Source organism: Dongia sp., from assembly GCF_041910485.1.
Taxonomy (GTDB): Bacteria; Pseudomonadota; Alphaproteobacteria; order Dongiales; family Dongiaceae; genus Dongia.
On sequence record NZ_JAYRQR010000014.1, the window covers coordinates 12,702 to 28,949 of the forward strand.

The 16,248-nt window shown below is 59.7% G+C and carries 14 protein-coding genes; 10 read left to right on the top strand and 4 right to left on the bottom strand.

Annotated elements, in window-relative coordinates; translation table 11 throughout:
* The first annotated feature begins 13 nt into the window (after positions 1-13).
* From ACE3PP_RS04565 to ACE3PP_RS04600, 8 genes are all read left to right on the top strand, one after another.
* Complete coding sequence (locus ACE3PP_RS04565) at positions 14-2,026, top strand: CocE/NonD family hydrolase (RefSeq protein ID WP_374378386.1); 2,013 nt, start codon at positions 14-16, stop codon at positions 2,024-2,026.
* Between the two features lie 48 nt (positions 2,027-2,074).
* Positions 2,075-2,986, top strand: a complete 912-nt coding sequence (locus ACE3PP_RS04570) for a glycine betaine ABC transporter substrate-binding protein (protein ID WP_374378388.1) — start codon at positions 2,075-2,077, stop codon at positions 2,984-2,986.
* A gap of 98 nt (positions 2,987-3,084) precedes the next feature.
* On the top strand, positions 3,085-3,717 hold the full coding sequence (locus ACE3PP_RS04575; RefSeq protein WP_374378390.1) for an ABC transporter permease: 633 nt from the start codon (positions 3,085-3,087) through the stop codon (positions 3,715-3,717).
* On the top strand, positions 3,714-4,343 hold the full coding sequence (locus tag ACE3PP_RS04580; RefSeq protein ID WP_374378392.1) for an ABC transporter permease: 630 nt from the start codon (positions 3,714-3,716) through the stop codon (positions 4,341-4,343). The genes ACE3PP_RS04575 and ACE3PP_RS04580 overlap by 4 nt, the downstream gene beginning before the upstream one ends.
* A gap of 9 nt (positions 4,344-4,352) precedes the next feature.
* On the top strand, positions 4,353-5,324 hold the full coding sequence (locus tag ACE3PP_RS04585) for an ABC transporter ATP-binding protein (RefSeq protein ID WP_374378394.1): 972 nt from the start codon (positions 4,353-4,355) through the stop codon (positions 5,322-5,324).
* An 84-nt stretch (positions 5,325-5,408) separates the two neighbouring features.
* Positions 5,409-5,573 (top strand): aldehyde dehydrogenase family protein, encoded by a 165-nt coding sequence (locus ACE3PP_RS04590; RefSeq protein ID WP_374378598.1) that lies wholly within the window; start codon positions 5,409-5,411, stop codon positions 5,571-5,573.
* 629 nt (positions 5,574-6,202) lie between these two features.
* Entirely contained in the window at positions 6,203-7,222 is a 1,020-nt protein-coding gene (gcvA, locus tag ACE3PP_RS04595) for a transcriptional regulator GcvA (RefSeq protein ID WP_374378396.1), read from the top strand.
* Positions 7,223-7,364: 142 nt separating this feature from the next.
* Entirely contained in the window at positions 7,365-7,706 is a 342-nt protein-coding gene (locus ACE3PP_RS04600) for a hypothetical protein (RefSeq protein WP_374378398.1), read from the top strand.
* A gap of 92 nt (positions 7,707-7,798) precedes the next feature.
* Here the strand turns inward: ACE3PP_RS04600 and ACE3PP_RS04605 are convergent, their stop codons facing one another.
* A complete protein-coding gene (locus ACE3PP_RS04605; RefSeq protein WP_374378400.1) occupies positions 7,799-8,107 on the bottom strand; it encodes a DUF1488 family protein in 309 nt (102 codons plus the stop codon).
* Between the two features lie 134 nt (positions 8,108-8,241).
* Positions 8,242-10,788, bottom strand: a complete 2,547-nt coding sequence (locus ACE3PP_RS04610) for a cation-translocating P-type ATPase (RefSeq protein WP_374378402.1) — start codon at positions 10,786-10,788, stop codon at positions 8,242-8,244.
* 59 nt (positions 10,789-10,847) lie between these two features.
* Between ACE3PP_RS04610 and ACE3PP_RS04615 the strand changes: the two genes are divergently transcribed.
* Together ACE3PP_RS04615 and ACE3PP_RS04620 are read left to right on the top strand one after the other, a co-directional pair.
* Positions 10,848-12,005, top strand: a complete 1,158-nt coding sequence (locus tag ACE3PP_RS04615; protein WP_374378404.1) for a nitrogen regulation protein NR(II) — start codon at positions 10,848-10,850, stop codon at positions 12,003-12,005.
* Positions 12,002-12,613 carry a response regulator transcription factor gene (locus tag ACE3PP_RS04620; RefSeq protein WP_374378406.1) on the top strand — a complete coding sequence of 204 codons (612 nt, stop codon included), beginning with the start codon at positions 12,002-12,004 and terminating at the stop codon, positions 12,611-12,613. Before ACE3PP_RS04615 ends, ACE3PP_RS04620 begins: the two co-directional genes overlap by 4 nt.
* On the opposite strand, the gene ACE3PP_RS04625 is transcribed toward ACE3PP_RS04620, so the two are convergent.
* Together ACE3PP_RS04625 and ACE3PP_RS04630 are read right to left on the bottom strand one after the other, a co-directional pair.
* Positions 12,590-15,283: a GNAT family N-acetyltransferase gene (locus ACE3PP_RS04625; protein ID WP_374378408.1), complete on the bottom strand. Its 2,694-nt coding sequence runs from the start codon at positions 15,281-15,283 to the stop codon at positions 12,590-12,592. The two genes, ACE3PP_RS04620 and ACE3PP_RS04625, sit on opposite strands and share 24 nt — an antisense overlap.
* A gap of 118 nt (positions 15,284-15,401) precedes the next feature.
* Positions 15,402-16,238 carry a Crp/Fnr family transcriptional regulator gene (locus ACE3PP_RS04630; protein ID WP_374378410.1) on the bottom strand — a complete coding sequence of 279 codons (837 nt, stop codon included), beginning with the start codon at positions 16,236-16,238 and terminating at the stop codon, positions 15,402-15,404.
* Between the last annotated feature and the right edge of the window lie 10 nt (positions 16,239-16,248).

The following is a 16,248-nucleotide window of genomic DNA, read 5'->3' on the forward strand; positions in this document are numbered from 1 at the left end:
TAGGTGGGGTCCAGTGAGCGACGTCCGCACAGATATCCGAGTGGAGGAAACTGTCTGGATAACGCTGCCTGACGGATGCCGCCTAGCAGCTCGACTGTGGTTGCCTTCTGCCGATACCGGCCCAGTTCCGGCTATTCTGGAGTATCTACCCTATCGCCGTCGTGACAGGCATCGCGGAGACGACGCTATCCTGCATCCCGCCTTTGCCGAGGCGGGCTATGCCGCAATCCGCGTCGACATGCGTGGTGCCGGTGATTCCGACGGCGTCATGGAAGACGAATATACCGAGCGCGAATGGACAGATGCCGTCGATGTGATTGCTTGGATTGCAAGCCAATCGTGGTGCGACGGCAACGTTGGCATGATCGGCTTGTCCTGGAGCGGCTTCAACGGTTTGCAGATAGCGGCGAAGGCGCCACCGGCTCTGAAGGCGATCGTAACTACTTGCGCGTCGGACGACCGTTTCGCCGATGACATGCACTATATGGGCGGCTGTTTGCTCAACGACAACCTGCAATATGGAGCTACCCTGTTCACTTGGCTGGGTACGCCGCCGGATCCTGAAATTGTCGGTGACAAGTGGCGCGAAATGTGGCTGCGCCGCCTGGACAAGGTCAGCCCACCTGCGGCGCGCTGGATGAGCCATTCCGACCGTGATGCCTATTGGCAGAGCGGTTCAGTTTGTGAGGATTACAGCCGTGTTAAAGCGGCGGTGCTGGCAGTTGGTGGCTGGGCAGATGGTTATACAAATGCCGTGATGCGTTTGCTGGCCGGCTTGCCCGGGCCGCGCAAGGGCCTGATCGGTCCGTGGGCACACGCCTTCCCTCATGTGGCAACGCCGGGGCCGCAGATCGACTTTCTGGGCTATGTCATTCGCTGGTGGGATCATTGGCTGAAAGGTCGCGACACCGGCATCATGGCGGAACCGATGCTGACCTGTTGGCTACAGGAGAGCGAAAGGCCTCGGGCCCGATATACCGAGCGGCGTGGCCGCTGGATTGCCGAGGCGACCTGGCCAAGCTCGGAATGTGTGCCGCTTGTGCGGCAGCTGACCGCGGGTCGACTGGTTGCCGGCCAGGAGCCGAAGGCTTTGGATATCGTCGTCCAATCTCCGGCCACAACGGGAATCGCCTCTGGTGAGTGGTGCCCGTACGGTTGGGGGCCAGACATGCCGACCGACCAGGGTGAGGATGATGCCGGGTCGCGTTGTTTCGATGACGATATCCTGGCAGCACCGTTCCAGCTTCTGGGCGGTGCAAGGTTGACCGTTTCCTTTTCGTCTGACCGACCCGAGGCGATGCTGGCTGTGCGCCTCAATGACGTAGCGCCTGACGGGAGCATTTCGCGCATAACATATGGCCTCATCAACCTCCAGCATCATGCAGGGCACGAGAGCGCCATTGCTTTGGTGCCGGGGCAGCGATATCAGGCAATTGTTCGCCTAAAAGACGTTGCCTATGAAATGCCCGTCGGTCATCGGCTGCGTGTCGCTATTTCGACCGTTTATTGGCCTCTTGCCATGCCAGTGCCGATGGCGGCTCAGGTGACAATTCATGAGGCGAGCCTGACATTGCCACAGCGTCTTACGGGATCTTTCCCGGCTGTGCCGCCGCAACTCGGCACGGCCCGAGGGCCGGCGCCACTTGCTGTTGACGTGTTGACCCCACCAGCGCGCGGTCGCCTCAAGATCACGCGCGATCTGGCGGAGAACCGCACCGTTGTCGACGTCGTGCGCAATCTCGGCGCAATTCGAATCAAGGAAACGGGGCTGGAACTGCAGGCTCTGGGGTCGGAAGCCTATAGCATCTCGCCTGATGATCCTGCGACAGCGCATTCCGTGGCCATGCGGCGGGCAGAATTCAAACGCGACGACTGGCACGCAGCCATTGTCACGAAATCGGAGCTTCGTGCGGAAGGGTCGGACTGGCGCTTTGTCGCCACACTGGATGCATTTGAAGGGGAGACCCGGCTGTTCTCAAGATCGTGGAACGTGGCAATTCCGCGATCGACCGCCGGCAGAAAATAACGATAGCCATCTGCAGTGGAGTCTTTTTTCATCTTTGGGAGACGGATCGTGACAGACAAATCTTGGAACATCACGCGGCGTAAGCTGATCGGTAGTATGGGTACGGCGGCCGCTATGGCAGGACTGCCGCGCATTGCCTGGGCTGCCGACGCGGTCAAGGTCGGTTGGACCACCGATACCGAACAGTCGATCCTCGGCAACATCACGGCGCTTATTCTCGAGAAGAAACTCGGCATTAAGGTCGAGCGCGTCGGCAATCTCGGTGGCACTGGCATTGCCCACCAGGCCATTATCGACGGGGCCATCGATATCTATCCTGACTATACCGGCGACGCTCTCGCGAACGTGCTGAAGCAGGATATCATTACTGACCCAGCAAAATCGTGGGAAGCGGTCAAGAAAGGGTATGCTGACCAGTACAAGATCGCTTGGCTGAAGCCGACGCCCTTCAACAATACTTACGCCTTGGCCCTCAAAGAGGGGGTTGCGGAAGAGAAGGGAATCAAGACCATCAGCGATCTCGCCAAGGAAGCTCCGGGCTGGACCCTGGGCTGTTCGGTGGAATTTGCCGGTCGGCCGCTTGACGGCTATCCAGGTTTGTCAAAGCATTATGGCTTTGAATTCGGCACGGTGAAACCGATGGATGTCGGTCTCATGTATACGGCGGTCGATAGCGGCGATGTCAACGTCATCGTGGCTTTCGCGACAGATGCTCGTATCGGCAAGGTGGGCTTGCGCGTGCTCAGTGACGACAAGCTGTTCTTCCCTTCCTACAACGCGGCCATCACGGTGCGTGACGCGGTCATCGCCGCACATCCCGATCTGCCAGCGGCGGTCGAGGCAGCGACCAGTACGCTTGCGACCGAAGTGCAGATTCGTCTCAATGGACGTGTCGATATCGAAGGCGTGCCTGCCGAGGCTGTCGCCGAGGAATATCTCAAGGAACTGGGAATTCTCTGATCTGGCGCCTATAGAAGATAGAGATTGGTTGCTAGACGGCCGGGGTTTACTTCCCCGGCCGTTATTCCTAGGCACTTCAGAGTATTCTTCCAGCCGGCATGAACTTTTTGACCTTCCTCCAATATAACGGCATACGCGTGGTCGACCTTACGCTCGGCCATATTGAACTGTCGCTCTATGCCGTCGGCATTGCGCTCGTGATTGGTATGCCCCTTGGCATCCTGTGCCATAGCGTTCGCGCACTGGCCAACATCATCCTCAGTATCATCAGCATCATCTATACCGTGCCGACGCTGGCACTCTTCGGCATCATGATTCCGCTTCTTGGCATTGGCATCGTACCGGCTCTGGTTGCTATCGTTCTCTATTCTCTGCTGCCGGTGGTGCAGAATACGGCGACAGGCCTTGCTGCCGTGCCGGCCGATGTACGCGAGGCGGCGACTGGCATAGGCATGGGGCCGGGGACTCGTCTATTGCGCGTCGAATTGCCAATGGCCTTTCCGGTCATTCTCGCCGGCATTCGCATCGCCGTTGTCAACGCCATCGGCATGGTGACGTTGGCCTCGCTCATTGGCGCTGGCGGTCTCGGTGATCTGATCTTCCGGGGAATTTCCACGGTTTCTTGGCCGTTCGTCATTTTCGGCAGCCTTCCGGTACTAGCGCTGGCACTTGTTGCCGATCTGGGCCTGAAGAACATTGAACGCCGTCTCACTGCGGATCCGACGCTATGAATGTGGCCGGTTATCTGGAAGCGAACGCAGCCGAGATTGGCTATCTTGCCTGGCAACATCTGCTGCTGTTCTTTCTGTCGTTGGCAGCCGCTGTCGTCCTGGGCGTGAGCCTAGGTGTTGCTGTCGCCAAGCTGCGCTTGGTCGAAGCGGTCGCTGTGCCCATCATGAACGTGCTGCAGGCCTGCCCTGAAATCGTCCTGCTGGCAGTCTCGATCCCGCTCCTTGGAATTGGCTTTGAGGGAGCGCTTATCCCGCTTTTCGTCAAAGGCATCTTGCCAATCCTGCGCAACACAAGCAGTGGTATCGCTAGCGTCGACCGGCGCCTGGTGGAAGCGGCGCGCGGGCTGGGTCTTACTTCAGTCCAGATTCTAATCCGTATCGAACTTCCGGCGGCATTGCCCATCATCATTTCCGGCGTGCGTATCGCCGCCGTCATGTTGATCTCAGTTTTGACCCTGACCGCCTATATCGGGGTCGAAAGCCTGGGGACGCTGATCGTCCGCGGCATCGCCAGGATGGATACGGACCCGCTGATTGCGGGCTCATTGCTGACGGCAATACTGGCGCTTGCCGTGAACTATCTGCTGGTCAGTGCGGAGCGCACGGCCGCACGCTATGCGATGTGAGGTTCGGCTATGGCTCAAACAATTGAATTTCGTAACGTAACCAAGCAATACTTTGCTGGTGGCGTCGCCGTCGCCGATCTCTCCATGAAGATCGAAGCGGGATCGATCGTGGCGCTTGTCGGCCCTTCCGGTTGCGGCAAGACCACCAGCCTCAAGATGATCAATCGCCTGATCGAGCCGACCAGCGGCGAAATCCTGCTCGAAGGGCAGTCGATCTCGCGCCTGCCCTTGTTGGAGCTCCGACGATCGCTTGGTTACGTTATACAATATGTGGGCTTGTTTCCACATATGAGCGTCGCTGACAATATTGCGGTGGTGCCGCGGCTTCTCGGCTGGCCCCAACGTCGGATCGATGCGCGAGTTGATGAATTACTGGAACTGGTCGGTCTGCCGCCAGCTGAGTACCGATCCCGCAAGCCGCGGGCCCTGAGCGGCGGCCAGCAGCAGCGCATCGGTGTTGCCCGGGCCCTTGCGGCCGATCCGCCCGTCCTCCTCATGGACGAGCCATTCGGGGCTCTCGATCCGATCACGCGAATTCGTTTGCAGGCCGAGTTGAAAGATATCCAGCGGAAATTGAACAAGACCATCGTGATTGTTACCCACGATATCGAAGAAGCCGTCTATCTTGGTGACCGTATCGCTGTCTTGCGCGGTGGCGCTCTCATTCAATACGACAGGCCACAAGATCTGCTAGCCGAGCCCGCCGACGACTTCGTTGCATCGCTTCTCGGGAGTGACCGTCATCTGAAGCTGCTGCGAACCCTGGTTGTCAGGGATGTCTTAACGCCCACAGGCACGGCGATAGATGGGCCGTCGATAGCTCCAGCCTCCACCCTCACCGATGCGCTGATGACCATGCTTGAAGCGGGCAAGGCGGCCGTGAATGTGATTGATGCGGGAAGAGTCGTGGGGCATATCTCGGCCAATGACATAGCATCGGTACGTCACCATATGCCAACCCCTGCATCTTCGCTGCGCTGACAGTGCATGTGCTGACATGCGTGTGAGTGGGTAAAGGGGCGGGACCACAATCGCGCATTCAACAACGCCCACCAATGACCAAGGATCGGCGGGCTTGCGCATGCTGAAGTCGAGAATCTGAATGCCGCCATGGCAGCGACCCGCAAAGACTTCGCCGCATGGCGCCGCGTTTGGACGCTTGAACGACCGCGCATCCTGCGCTGCGCTGCCGATCTGCTTCGCGAGCGCACGTTCTATATTGCTGACTGAGGCCGCTCGCATGAAGAAGGCAAACCGCATCACATGCGTGCCTTCGACGTGAGCGATATGGGCTAATTGAAGAACAGTCGCGTCTTTGCGGAAATTAACCCTGGCATTCCGGACAGCTTCCGGCTCGATATCGATGGCAATCTTTGGATTGGTGCCGGCGATGGGGTGCAGTGTTACACCGCTCACGAGTTTCCCTGCCAAGGGATCGCAAGAAAACTCGCAGTGCAGATAAACTGATTGGGCGGCGAGGAAGACTCGATTGCGGCTCTGATGTGCCGCCGGTCATATGACCGGGCCGATCGCTTCTTCTTGGCGCCATAAACAAGGACTGCCTCACCAAGTGAGGGGCCATGCCAATGTCCCGAAGGAAAGTCGGTCACACGACCGGATCTGCTGTCCTCCGCAGCATTTTCGGCCTCCCAGAACCAAGCCTCACTTGGCCGGACAGCAGCCCCGCTGTCCGGCCTTTCTTTAACCATTGGCTTTACAAGGGAAATTTCGCACCACGTAAGGAAACCTTATGGCCCAGGCGAGCGAAACTTTATTGTCTATTGAGTTGATCGAGATTAGGGTGTATCGAATTAAGCGCCTCCGGTAAGGAGGCTCCGATCTGCTTGGAGGGATGCAACATGTCGAAGCTCAGGCACCGCTTGCCGTCGTTGAATGCGCTCAAAGCGTTCTGGGCGGCCGCTCGCCATGGCAGCTTTGTCGGTGCCGCCGAAGAACTCCACGTCACCGCATCTGCGGTCAGCCTCCAGGTACGGCAACTGGAGCAGGAGCTCAATCAGAAGCTCTTCGAGCGAACCCCGCGCGGGTTGTCCTTGACGGCGGAGGCCGCGGCCATTCTTCCTGGCATCAACAGCGCCTTCCAGCAATTGCAGGAAACACTGCTGGCAAAAATCGTCGATGACGATCTGCAGGGCAGCCTGACCTTGTCGGTTGCCCCATCTTTCGCCACCAAATGGTTGATGCCGCGGCTTGACCGATTCTGCTCTTTGCATCCGGAAATCGATGTGCGCGTCTCTGCGAGCGCTGAACTCGTCGATTTTGGTCGCGATTCCGTCGATCTCGCCATTCGCTATGGGCGCGGCGGCTATGCTGGTCTTGTGAGTGAATTATTGCTGCGCGAGTCGGTGTTCCCAGTAGCTTCACCGCGCCTCCTGGCCCAGCATAACGGCGCCGATCTCGAAGGAATCCTGCGGGCTTCACCGCTGTTGCATGATGACAGTGACGACAAGGAGCAGGCCAATCCCGATTGGGCCAGCTGGCTCAAAGCCGCAGGCTTTGATGGCATAGATACGCGCCGAGGGCCGCGCTTCAATCAGTCGAACTTCGTGCTTGAAGCGGCGGCAAGTGGCCTCGGCATCGCCCTAGCCAAAGCATCGCTCGTTCAGGAGGATGTCGCTTCGGGCCGCTTGGTGCGCCTGTCGAACAATTCGCTTCCGGTTGAACTCGCTTACTTCCTCGTCTATCCCAGCGAACGCGCCAAGCGTCCCGGTGTCGAGGCGTTCAGCAATTGGGTTCGCACAGAGATCGGACAAGACTTGGCCCAGCCATCGGATCGGCAATCCGCTGCCGGAACAGAGCATCGTGCCATCAGGCCGTCAGATCGCACCTCGGTTGAGGCGGCCTCGGCCCTCGCAGTCTGATCGGCAGCTTTTCTGCGGAGTTAAGCGCGAACGCAATCGCCCCGGGATCGTCGCATTAGATCGCGGTGCGTATCTTTTGCGCGCGCGTGGAACTATATGCCCCAGGGCGCTTTAATGACTCGGTAGATCTGTTGGAGGAGTCATGACCAAGCGCCGAGACGCCGGATCTTTCGAAGAAGCCATGATGCGAATTGTTAAACTGCTGGGCGCGACGCAGGCGGCGGAGATCGTTAATCTCTCGCCCAAGACCATCCGGGACTATTCGGATCCAGCGCGTGCCGGGCGCCCCCGTCTTGCCGAGGCCGTAAAGCTCGACATGGCTTGCCTTGAAAAGGCCGGCGAAGCCCCCCTCTTTGATGCCTACCTTAAGAGCCTGGCCGATATCGTGCCAGAACCGGCAGGAACGCCGCAGTTCGGTGGTGACGGACAAGATCCGGGGCTAAATCTGGCGTCGCAACGCAAGGCCACGCATACGCTCAACTGATCAGGCGGTCGCAAAGAGAAGATGCTCAGAGATAGCTCCGAGCAATCATATTTAAAGCATAAAATCGAATTGCTGCGCCCGCGATGAGTTGCTCAGGCGTTCACGGCGACCCTGGTTTGGACATTGCGGAACCAGGGATGCTCGACGTGAAAGCGCTCGATATAGACCTCTTCCCGTGACCCGGCGGCATGCTCAATGCTTGCAATATCTTCGAAGAGGCGGCGATTTCGCTCGAAGATCTTAAGCAATTCGCTTGCCGGTGCGTCGTTTGCGTCCGTGCAGGCAAGAATGGCATCCTTGGTTACGCGGCAGACGACATGCCTATCGCGGTCGAACCCGACGAAGCGCAAGCGCTCCAAATCGAAATTGTAAACGGGCGTTTCATTGAGGAAGCGCAGCATTCGACCCTCCGCTTTGCTGCTGGCAGGGTATAGCGCGGCAAAAAAAAGTCCGCGCGAAAAGCTGTGTTCTCCGAAAGAGCGCCGTCACAGATTTTTCACTAATTCCGAAAATTCGAGCTTCATGGCCCGACACATCAATCGGCCCGGCGCGTGAACAATTTCTTGGTTGTTTCCAATAAAATGCACAACAGAAGGGATGCGCCGGCGATCAGTGCAATGTCGCCACCGTCAAGTGTGCCGAAGCGGAACAATTCCCGCGACAGAGAAAAACTATGAATTGAGACTATGAACAGGGCAACGATGGAAAGGACAATCCCGAGTGGCAGATTCCTGCGCATGATCGCCGCGCGCAGCGACGTGCTGAAGCTGCGATCGACAATGATCAGCGTAGCCAAGCAGGCCATAAGCGCCGTAAAGACAAGGGCGCGACTATCGTCTTCTGCCACGCCATTGTGCCAGCCGTAAAGCAATAGGCCGCCAGTTACCAAAAGCGTGATAGCACCCTGAACGAAGCCCCAGCCCAGCAGATTGACGGAGAAAAGTGAGGTGCGGGGGTTGCGCGGTGGTCGCCGCATAACATTCTCTTCCTCGCGTTCAGCCTCGAAGACGAGGGTGCAAACCGGATCGATCACCATCTCCAGGAAGGCGATATGGATCGGGCCGAACAACATTGGCCATCCAAAGACGAGCGAGAGCAGGGCGAGGCCCGCGATGGGCACATGGACAGCCACGATAAAGGCCATGGCCTTGCGGAGATTGTCATAGATTCTTCGCCCAAGACGGATCGCGGCGACGACTGAACTGAAGTCATCCCGCAGCAGAACGATGGAAGCTGCTTCACGCGCAACGTCAGTGCCGCGGCCACCCATGGCGATTCCGATATGCGCCGCGCGCAAGGCCGGCGCGTCATTGACGCCGTCGCCGGTCATCGCCACAACGTCGCCGCGTCGCTTGAAGGCTTCTACAAGGCGCAATTTCTGCTGTGGCATGATCCTGGCAAAGATGCCGGTATGGCCAATCTGCGCATCGAGGGCGGCTTCATCCATCCGTTCGAGTTCGTCACCGGTAATGAGCCCGGCCGTGTCGATCCCGGCAGCTGCAGCAATGGCCCCAGCCGTTGCCGGATAGTCACCGGTCATCATTACCACGCGAATGCCGGCCGAACGACATTGTGCAACGGCAGCTGGAACGTCAGTTCGCAGCGGATCTCGTAAGCCGACGAGACCGATGAACTGGTAGTTGAAACCAAGCTGGGACCCTGGCAGCGCACCGAGATCGCCCCTGGCGCGCGCTATGCCCAGGACGCGCATGCCTTCGCGGCCCATCTCGTCCACATTCTGGCGCAGCATATCGAGCTCATCGGCATTCAAGCCGCTTAAGGCACCAATCGTCTCTGGTGCGCCTTTCGCTGCTATGAGACCCTTCCCGTCGGCACTGGCTTCCTGCCAGACATTGGTCATGGCGAGAAGGTCGGGCTGCAAGCCGTATTCGCGGACGAACTGCCGGCCAGTGGTCGCCGGCAACTGATCGCTCATCGCATGGAAAGCCCGGTCAATCGGATCGGATGGCAGAACGGCGCTCGCTGCAATGCCGGTCGCCAGCAAATCATAGCAGTCGACCGGCAATCTTATCCCGGCACCGATGGCGATACCGGCTCCCTTCCAGGGACGCAGTTCCGCGATCGACATGCGGTTCTCGGTCAGCGTGCCGGTCTTGTCGGTGCAGAGTACGGTCGCGGCACCTAATGTTTCGATGGCCGCTGCCTTTCGGGTGAGAACATGCGCCCGCGAGATCCGCCAGGCGCCCATGGCTGTGAAGACAGTGAGAACCACGGGGAATTCTTCTGGAATCAGCGACATGCCCAACGTGATGCCGGCAAGGACACCGTCAAGCCATTCTTTCCAGCGCAGGCCGTAATAGACAAGCACGACAAGGCTGCAGATCGCGGCGATAGCCCCGAATATTCGCACCAGCCGGGCAGTCTGTGCCTGCAGCCGCGGAGTTTCCGGGCGCAGCGACAACAGGCTCGCGCCAATCTTCCCGATCTCCGTCTTGGCGCCGATCGCGATCACTTCCCCCATGCCCGAACCGCGGACGACCAGCGTGCCGGAGAAGGCGACCGGCAAATCATCCCCGCCAGGGCGGAGGCCTTGCATGGCGTCACCTGGATTGCCGCTGCATTTCCGAACGGGAACCGATTCGCCGGTCAGGAGCGATTCATCCGCAGAGAGATTACGCGCTTCAAGAAGGCAGATGTCGGCGGGGACCCGGTCTCCTTCGGCGAGGATGATGAAGTCGCCACAGACGACATCGCGCCCTGGAATGCGCATCTGCATGCCGTCGCGGATAACCAGGGCGCGTGGACTCGATAGGTCACGCAGGCTCTCAAGGACTCGCTCTGTGCGGGACTCTTGTATCAATGACACCAAAACGGAAAAGGTACCGAATAGCAGGAGGAGCGTTGCTTCGGCAGCGTCACCGATCAGGAAGTAGATGGCGCCCCCTGCGAGCAACAGCAGCAGCATCGGCTCCTTGAGCACGCCGACGAGGACGGCGAGGATAGAGCGCCGCTGTCCGCGCGGCAGTTCATTGGGGCCGTCGCGCCGATGGCGCAGCGCCGCCTCGCTCTCACTGAGGCCGCGCCAGCCTTGTCCAGCAATCGTCTTGTTCCTGTCCGCCATCAATCCTGCTTCCCACGCGACTTACCCTTATACTATGATTTAGGGAGAAGGGCAGGGACATGAACGACGCGGAAAGTACCGTCACGCATGAAATGTTGCGCGAGCGCGAGGCGCGTCTGCGCTCGATTCTGGAAACGGCGCCCGATGCCATCTTGGTGATCGATGAGCGCGGGATCATTGAATCCTTCAGCCCGGCGGCAGAACGACTGTTCGGCTTCAAGCAGGCCGAAGCGATCGGCAAGAACGTCAGTATCCTGATGCCCTCTCCGTACCAAGAACGCCACGATTCCTACATCCGGAACTATATCGACACAGGAGAGCGGCGCATCATCGGCATCGGGCGAATCGTTGTCGGTCAACGCAAGGACGGTAGTGCTTTTCCCATCGAACTTTCGGTGGGTGAGGCGATGATCGGCGGCAAACGTCACTTCACCGGTTTCGTGCGCGATCTGTCGGAACGTCAGCTGACCGAGAACCGCCTGCACGAACTGCAGCTTGAGCTTCTTCATGTATCGCGCCTCAGCGATGTCGGGCAAATGGCCTCGACCCTCGCGCATGAACTCAATCAGCCGCTGGCGGCCATTGTCAATTACGTGCAGGCAGTCCGCCGCATGCTGCAGTCGGAAACGGCGGTTTCACCTCGGATCTCCGAGATCATGGAAAAAGCTGTGGCGCAGGCGGCGCGGGCAGGCGAAATCATTCGCCATCTGCGCAGTTTCATTCAGCGCGGCGAAGTCGAACGGCAGATCGAAGAACTTAACAACGTTGTCGAAGAGGCGACGGCGCTGGCCCTGGTCGGCGCCAAGGAGAGCAGCATCAACGTACGCTGGGTGCTCGGTACCGATCCGATGCCTGTTCTGATAGACAAGGTCCAGATTCAGCAAGTTGTTTTCAACATCATTCGCAATGCCGTTGAGGCGATGAGCGAGCATCCATTGCCGCGTGATCTGACCGTCACGACCGGCCTCGTCGGCGAGGATACGGCGCAGATCTCGATTAGCGATAGCGGTCCCGGACTCGCGCCAAAGGTATTGGCCCAGCTTTTCCAGCCCTTCGTGACGACCAAGGAGCGTGGCATGGGCTTGGGGCTATCCATCTGCAAGACGATTATCGATTCTCACGGCGGCCGCCTGTGGGCGAGCCCAAATGCTAAGCGGGGTGCCACCTTCTACGTGGCATTGCCGATTGCCGGCGATATGGACGGAAAGATGGTATGACTCTGGTTTACATTGTGGATGATGACGATGCGGTGCGGGATTCCCTGTCCATTTTGCTGGAATCTGCTGGCCTGACCATCGAGGCGTTCCCAAGTGCTGACCCGGCGTTGGCCCGGGCGCGTAAGAAGACGCCGGATTGCATTGTGACCGATATCCGAATGCCCGGCATGGACGGCATGGAATTGTTCGCAGCCTTGACCAAGGCCGGTGTCGATGCGCCCGTCATCATCATGACCGGCCACGGCGAAGTGCCTCTGGCGGTCGCGGCGATGAAGGCCGGTGTTGCCGATTTTGTCGAAAAGCCGTTCAACGACGATGCCATTATCGGCGCGATCTCAAGCGCCATCCGCAAGCATCAGGACAGATTGAGATTGCGCCCCGCCAGCGCCGAACTGCAGGCGCGGCTCGACAGTCTGACGAGCAGGGAACGCGAGGTCTTTGATCTGCTGGTGGCGGGCGATGCCAACAAGATCATCGCTCACGCCCTCGATATCAGCATCCGCACGGTGGAGATTCACCGCGCTCGCGTCATGGAAAAGATGAAGGCGAAAAGCCTGCCTGAACTTGTGCGCATGGCACTGGAGCTAGGCACCCTCAGAATCAGCTAGGTTTTTCACCACGTGGAAGATCCCCGGACTGTCGTGATCGAAGTGTCGAGTGAAACCGAGATGCGCGCAGATCGACAGCATTTGTGCGTTCTCGGCGCGGACCGAGCCGGTAATGCTGGATAGCCCGATGGAGCGTCCATACGCGACGATCCGTTCCATCATCAAGCGACCGATGCCGCGGCCCACCATGTCGTCGCGCACGATGATCGCGAACTCGGCTGTAACCCGGTCCGGATCCATGAGGAGTCGCACGTCGGCATAGATGTCCGGCATGCCGCCATAGGCCGTTTCGAGTGTCGTGAGAACGAGGGCCATCTCGCGGTCATAGTCGATCTGGGTAAGGCCGGCGACCATTTGATGGGTGGGGCTCGCCACCGGACGGAAGAAGCGCATTTCGACGCTATCCGACGAAAGATGTCGGAATGCCTCGATCATTGCCGGTTCGTCTTCGGGTCGGATCGGGCGCAGCATAAGCTGCGTGCCGTCGTGCAGCGTGATCAACTCCTCCAGTTCACGCGGATAGGGCTTGATGGCCAGGCGCGTGACCGGTGTGGCATCCGTCTGACGCACGCGGATGCGGGCGTCAAGTGCTACGGCGCGCTCTGGTCCGGCGAGGAGCGGATTGATGTCGAGTTCGGTGATCTCCGCAAAGTCCATGATCAACTGCGCCACTCGGACAATGTTGAGTGCGATGGCGTCAAGATCGGCAGGCTTCTGGTCGCGATAGCCGAGCAGAAGCTTGTGGACGCGGGTCTCGGCAATGAGGTCGCGGGCAAGCTTGAGGTTGAGCGGCGGCAATGCCAAGGCACGATCGGCCGTCACTTCGACGGCCGTTCCACCTTGCCCGAAAAGGATCACCGGGCCGAACTGGCCATCGACGACAGCGCCGACGATCAGTTCTTGGCCCGCCTGCCGGTCGATCATGGGTGACAGGGTGAAGCCGTCGATGCGGGCATTCGGCCTGGCCGTTTGGACGCGCGCCAACATTGCGGTTGCCGCTTTCTCAACCGCGTCGGCACCGATCAGGCCAAGAATCACACCACCAATATCCGACTTGTGCGTGATGTCCGGTGACAGGATCTTAAGAACCAGCGCACCGCTCATTGTCTCGGCCGCTCGCCGTGCTTCCGCGGGCGTCGTCACGGTGACATCGGTTACGGCGTCGACACCATAGGCGCGAAGAACCGCGAGTGATTCGGGCGACGTCAGAAAATCGCGGCCTGCCTTGATGGCGGCGTCGATAATGCCGCGCGCCGTCGCGCGGTCGGGAGCGAAGTTGGCCGGCAGCGATGGTGGCGTTTCCATCAGCTTGATCTGATTCTGCCGATAGGTAACCATGTACCGGAAGGCGCGCACCGCCTGTTCTGGCGTCAAATAGCTGGGGATCCCATTGGCGGCGAATTTGGCGCGGGCCGGTCGGGATGTCTGGTCGCCGATCCACGAGGCGAGGACTGCTTTCTTGCGGCCACCGAGACCCGCAATGACGGCTTCGGCGGCTTCATCGCTCGAAGTCAGGGCGGTGGGGCTGTTCAGTACCAGCAAGGCGTCCGATTTGTCGTCACCTGCCAGGATATCGATTGTCGCCCGATAGCGTTCGGGATTGGCATCGCCGATGATATCGACCGGATTCTGCCGCGACCACCCCTTGGGCAAGATAGTGTCGAGGCGCTCGATGACAGCTGGATCGAGTGGTGAGAGATGACCGCCTTGGCCGACCAAGGCGTCGGCGGCCAGGATGCCAGCGCCGCCGCCATTGGTGACGATGGTCAGCCGCTCGCCGCTCGCCGGGCCCATCAAGGCCAACGTCTCCATCGCCTCGAACAACTCACCAAGTTCGTCGACACGCACCAGTCCGACGCGGCGGAACACCGCGTCATAGACCGCGTCGGCACCGGCCAGGGCGCCGGTATGCGAGGCGACGGCCTTGGCGGTCTCTTCGTGTCGACCGGATTTGATTATTACAACCGGCTTCAGGCGCGCGGCGCGCCGCGCGGCGGACGCGAATTTGCGGGCGTTGGTGATTGCCTCGGCATAGATCAGGATGCCCTTGGTCGCGGCATCGCCGGCCAGATAATCCAGCATGTCGCCGAAATCGATATCCAGCATCTCGCCCATCGAGACGAGATGCGAAAAACCGATACCACGCGCGGCCGCCCAATCGAGCGCCGACGTGAGAATGGCACCCGATTGGGCGAGAAGAGCGATCGATCCGGGCTTGGGCTTGATGTGGGCAAAGCTGGCGTTGAGTCCGATCCCCGGTGCCAGCACGCCCAGGCAGTTCGGCCCGATCATGCGCAACAGGTGCGGCTTTGCCGCAAGCCGCATGCGCTGCTTCATGGCGGCCCCGTCGGCACCGCCAAATCCGGCACTGATGATGATGGCGGCGCGCGTTCCAAACTCGGCGAGTTCCTCAATAAGGCCCGGCACGGTTGCGGCAGGGGTTGCGATGACGGCCAAGTCAGGTACCCGGGAAAGCTGCTTCAGGTCTGCGACGCAGGGACGACCCAGGACACTCTTATATTTCGGATTGATGAAGCTGATCTCACCGTGAAACCCGTCCTGCAACATGTTGCGGGCGACAACGCGGCCAAGCGCGCCTTGAGTGTCGCTGGCGCCGATGACCGCGACCGAGCGCGGCCGGAACAACTTGTCAAGATTCCGTATGGTCAAGAAATATCTCCCTCTCGTCGTCGGCGATCATGTCGGCGACATGTTGCCAACAAATGACGAAGTGGCAATGAAGGCATTGCCACTTCGTTCTGGAGGAAAGGATAGCAGAATGGCCGTGTCAGGCGACGCGCAAGGCGGCTCGCCCTGCTGATCCACGCTTTCCCTGGCCGAGGTCGACGCCCGCCGCTGTGGCCAGGCGCTTGAAGTCCAAGACATCGAGCTTTTGACCGCGCAGCGTCGCGATTCGCTCCTTGCGCATCGCCGACAGCGCCCGGCATACGGTCTCACTCGTAAGACCCAGCGCATCGGCAATGTGTGGCAGCATTAGTGGCAGAGTCATCGAATTTTCACGCAGTGACGAACCTGGACCCTGAGCCCGCATGACGAGTTCAAGGAGGAGATGAGCCACGCGTTCCTTGGCGGTGCGGCGACCGACACTGGTCAGGTGCTCAAAAGCGCGCGATTCGGCATCGGCCATGATTTCGAGAAGCCGGACGCCCAACGCCGGCACATCGCGCATCAAGTCGAAAAGGCGCTCACGGGTAAAGACGCTGAAGGTGCAACCGGTCAGGGTCTCCAGGCTGTGCGCCATGACGCCGCTGCCGGGCAGTCCGAACACGACGCCGGGCAAGGCGAAATCGAGAATCTGGCGACGACCGTCCTCCAGTATCTGGTGGCGGAAGGCCCAGCCGTCGAGGAGCAGATAGATATTGTGGCAATCGTCGCCCTGATAATAAAGCGATTCGCCTGGTTCCAAGGTCAGGAAGGTGGGCCGCGCGGCATTCACCCGCAGCATGTCCTGCGGTGTCAGACCCCGCGCCAACAATGTCGGCAGAGCCTGCGGAACGGCGATCTGCGCTGTGAAGCTTGCGACCGAGTTGCCCTGCAGATGCTGATGCGCCAGCACTTGGCCGGCAATGGCGGTATTGGCGGGCACGGCTACGGCGGTCGGCATCGACTTTCCT

Excerpts from the sequence above, each read along its gene's own strand:
- ACE3PP_RS04575 (WP_374378390.1), top strand. The coding sequence starts at position 3,085 with ATGAACTTTTTGACCTTCCTCCAATATAACGGCATACGCGTGGTCGAC.
- ACE3PP_RS04600 (WP_374378398.1), top strand. The coding sequence starts at position 7,365 with ATGACCAAGCGCCGAGACGCCGGATCTTTCGAAGAAGCCATGATGCGA.
- ACE3PP_RS04630 (WP_374378410.1), bottom strand. The coding sequence starts at position 16,238 with ATGCCGACCGCCGTAGCCGTGCCCGCCAATACCGCCATTGCCGGCCAA.
- gcvA (WP_374378396.1), top strand. The coding sequence starts at position 6,203 with ATGTCGAAGCTCAGGCACCGCTTGCCGTCGTTGAATGCGCTCAAAGCG.
- ACE3PP_RS04615 (WP_374378404.1), top strand. The coding sequence starts at position 10,848 with ATGAACGACGCGGAAAGTACCGTCACGCATGAAATGTTGCGCGAGCGC.
- ACE3PP_RS04585 (WP_374378394.1), top strand. The coding sequence starts at position 4,353 with ATGGCTCAAACAATTGAATTTCGTAACGTAACCAAGCAATACTTTGCT.
- ACE3PP_RS04610 (WP_374378402.1), bottom strand. The coding sequence starts at position 10,788 with ATGGCGGACAGGAACAAGACGATTGCTGGACAAGGCTGGCGCGGCCTC.
- ACE3PP_RS04580 (WP_374378392.1), top strand. The coding sequence starts at position 3,714 with ATGAATGTGGCCGGTTATCTGGAAGCGAACGCAGCCGAGATTGGCTAT.
- ACE3PP_RS04620 (WP_374378406.1), top strand. The coding sequence starts at position 12,002 with ATGACTCTGGTTTACATTGTGGATGATGACGATGCGGTGCGGGATTCC.
- ACE3PP_RS04605 (WP_374378400.1), bottom strand. The coding sequence starts at position 8,107 with ATGCTGCGCTTCCTCAATGAAACGCCCGTTTACAATTTCGATTTGGAG.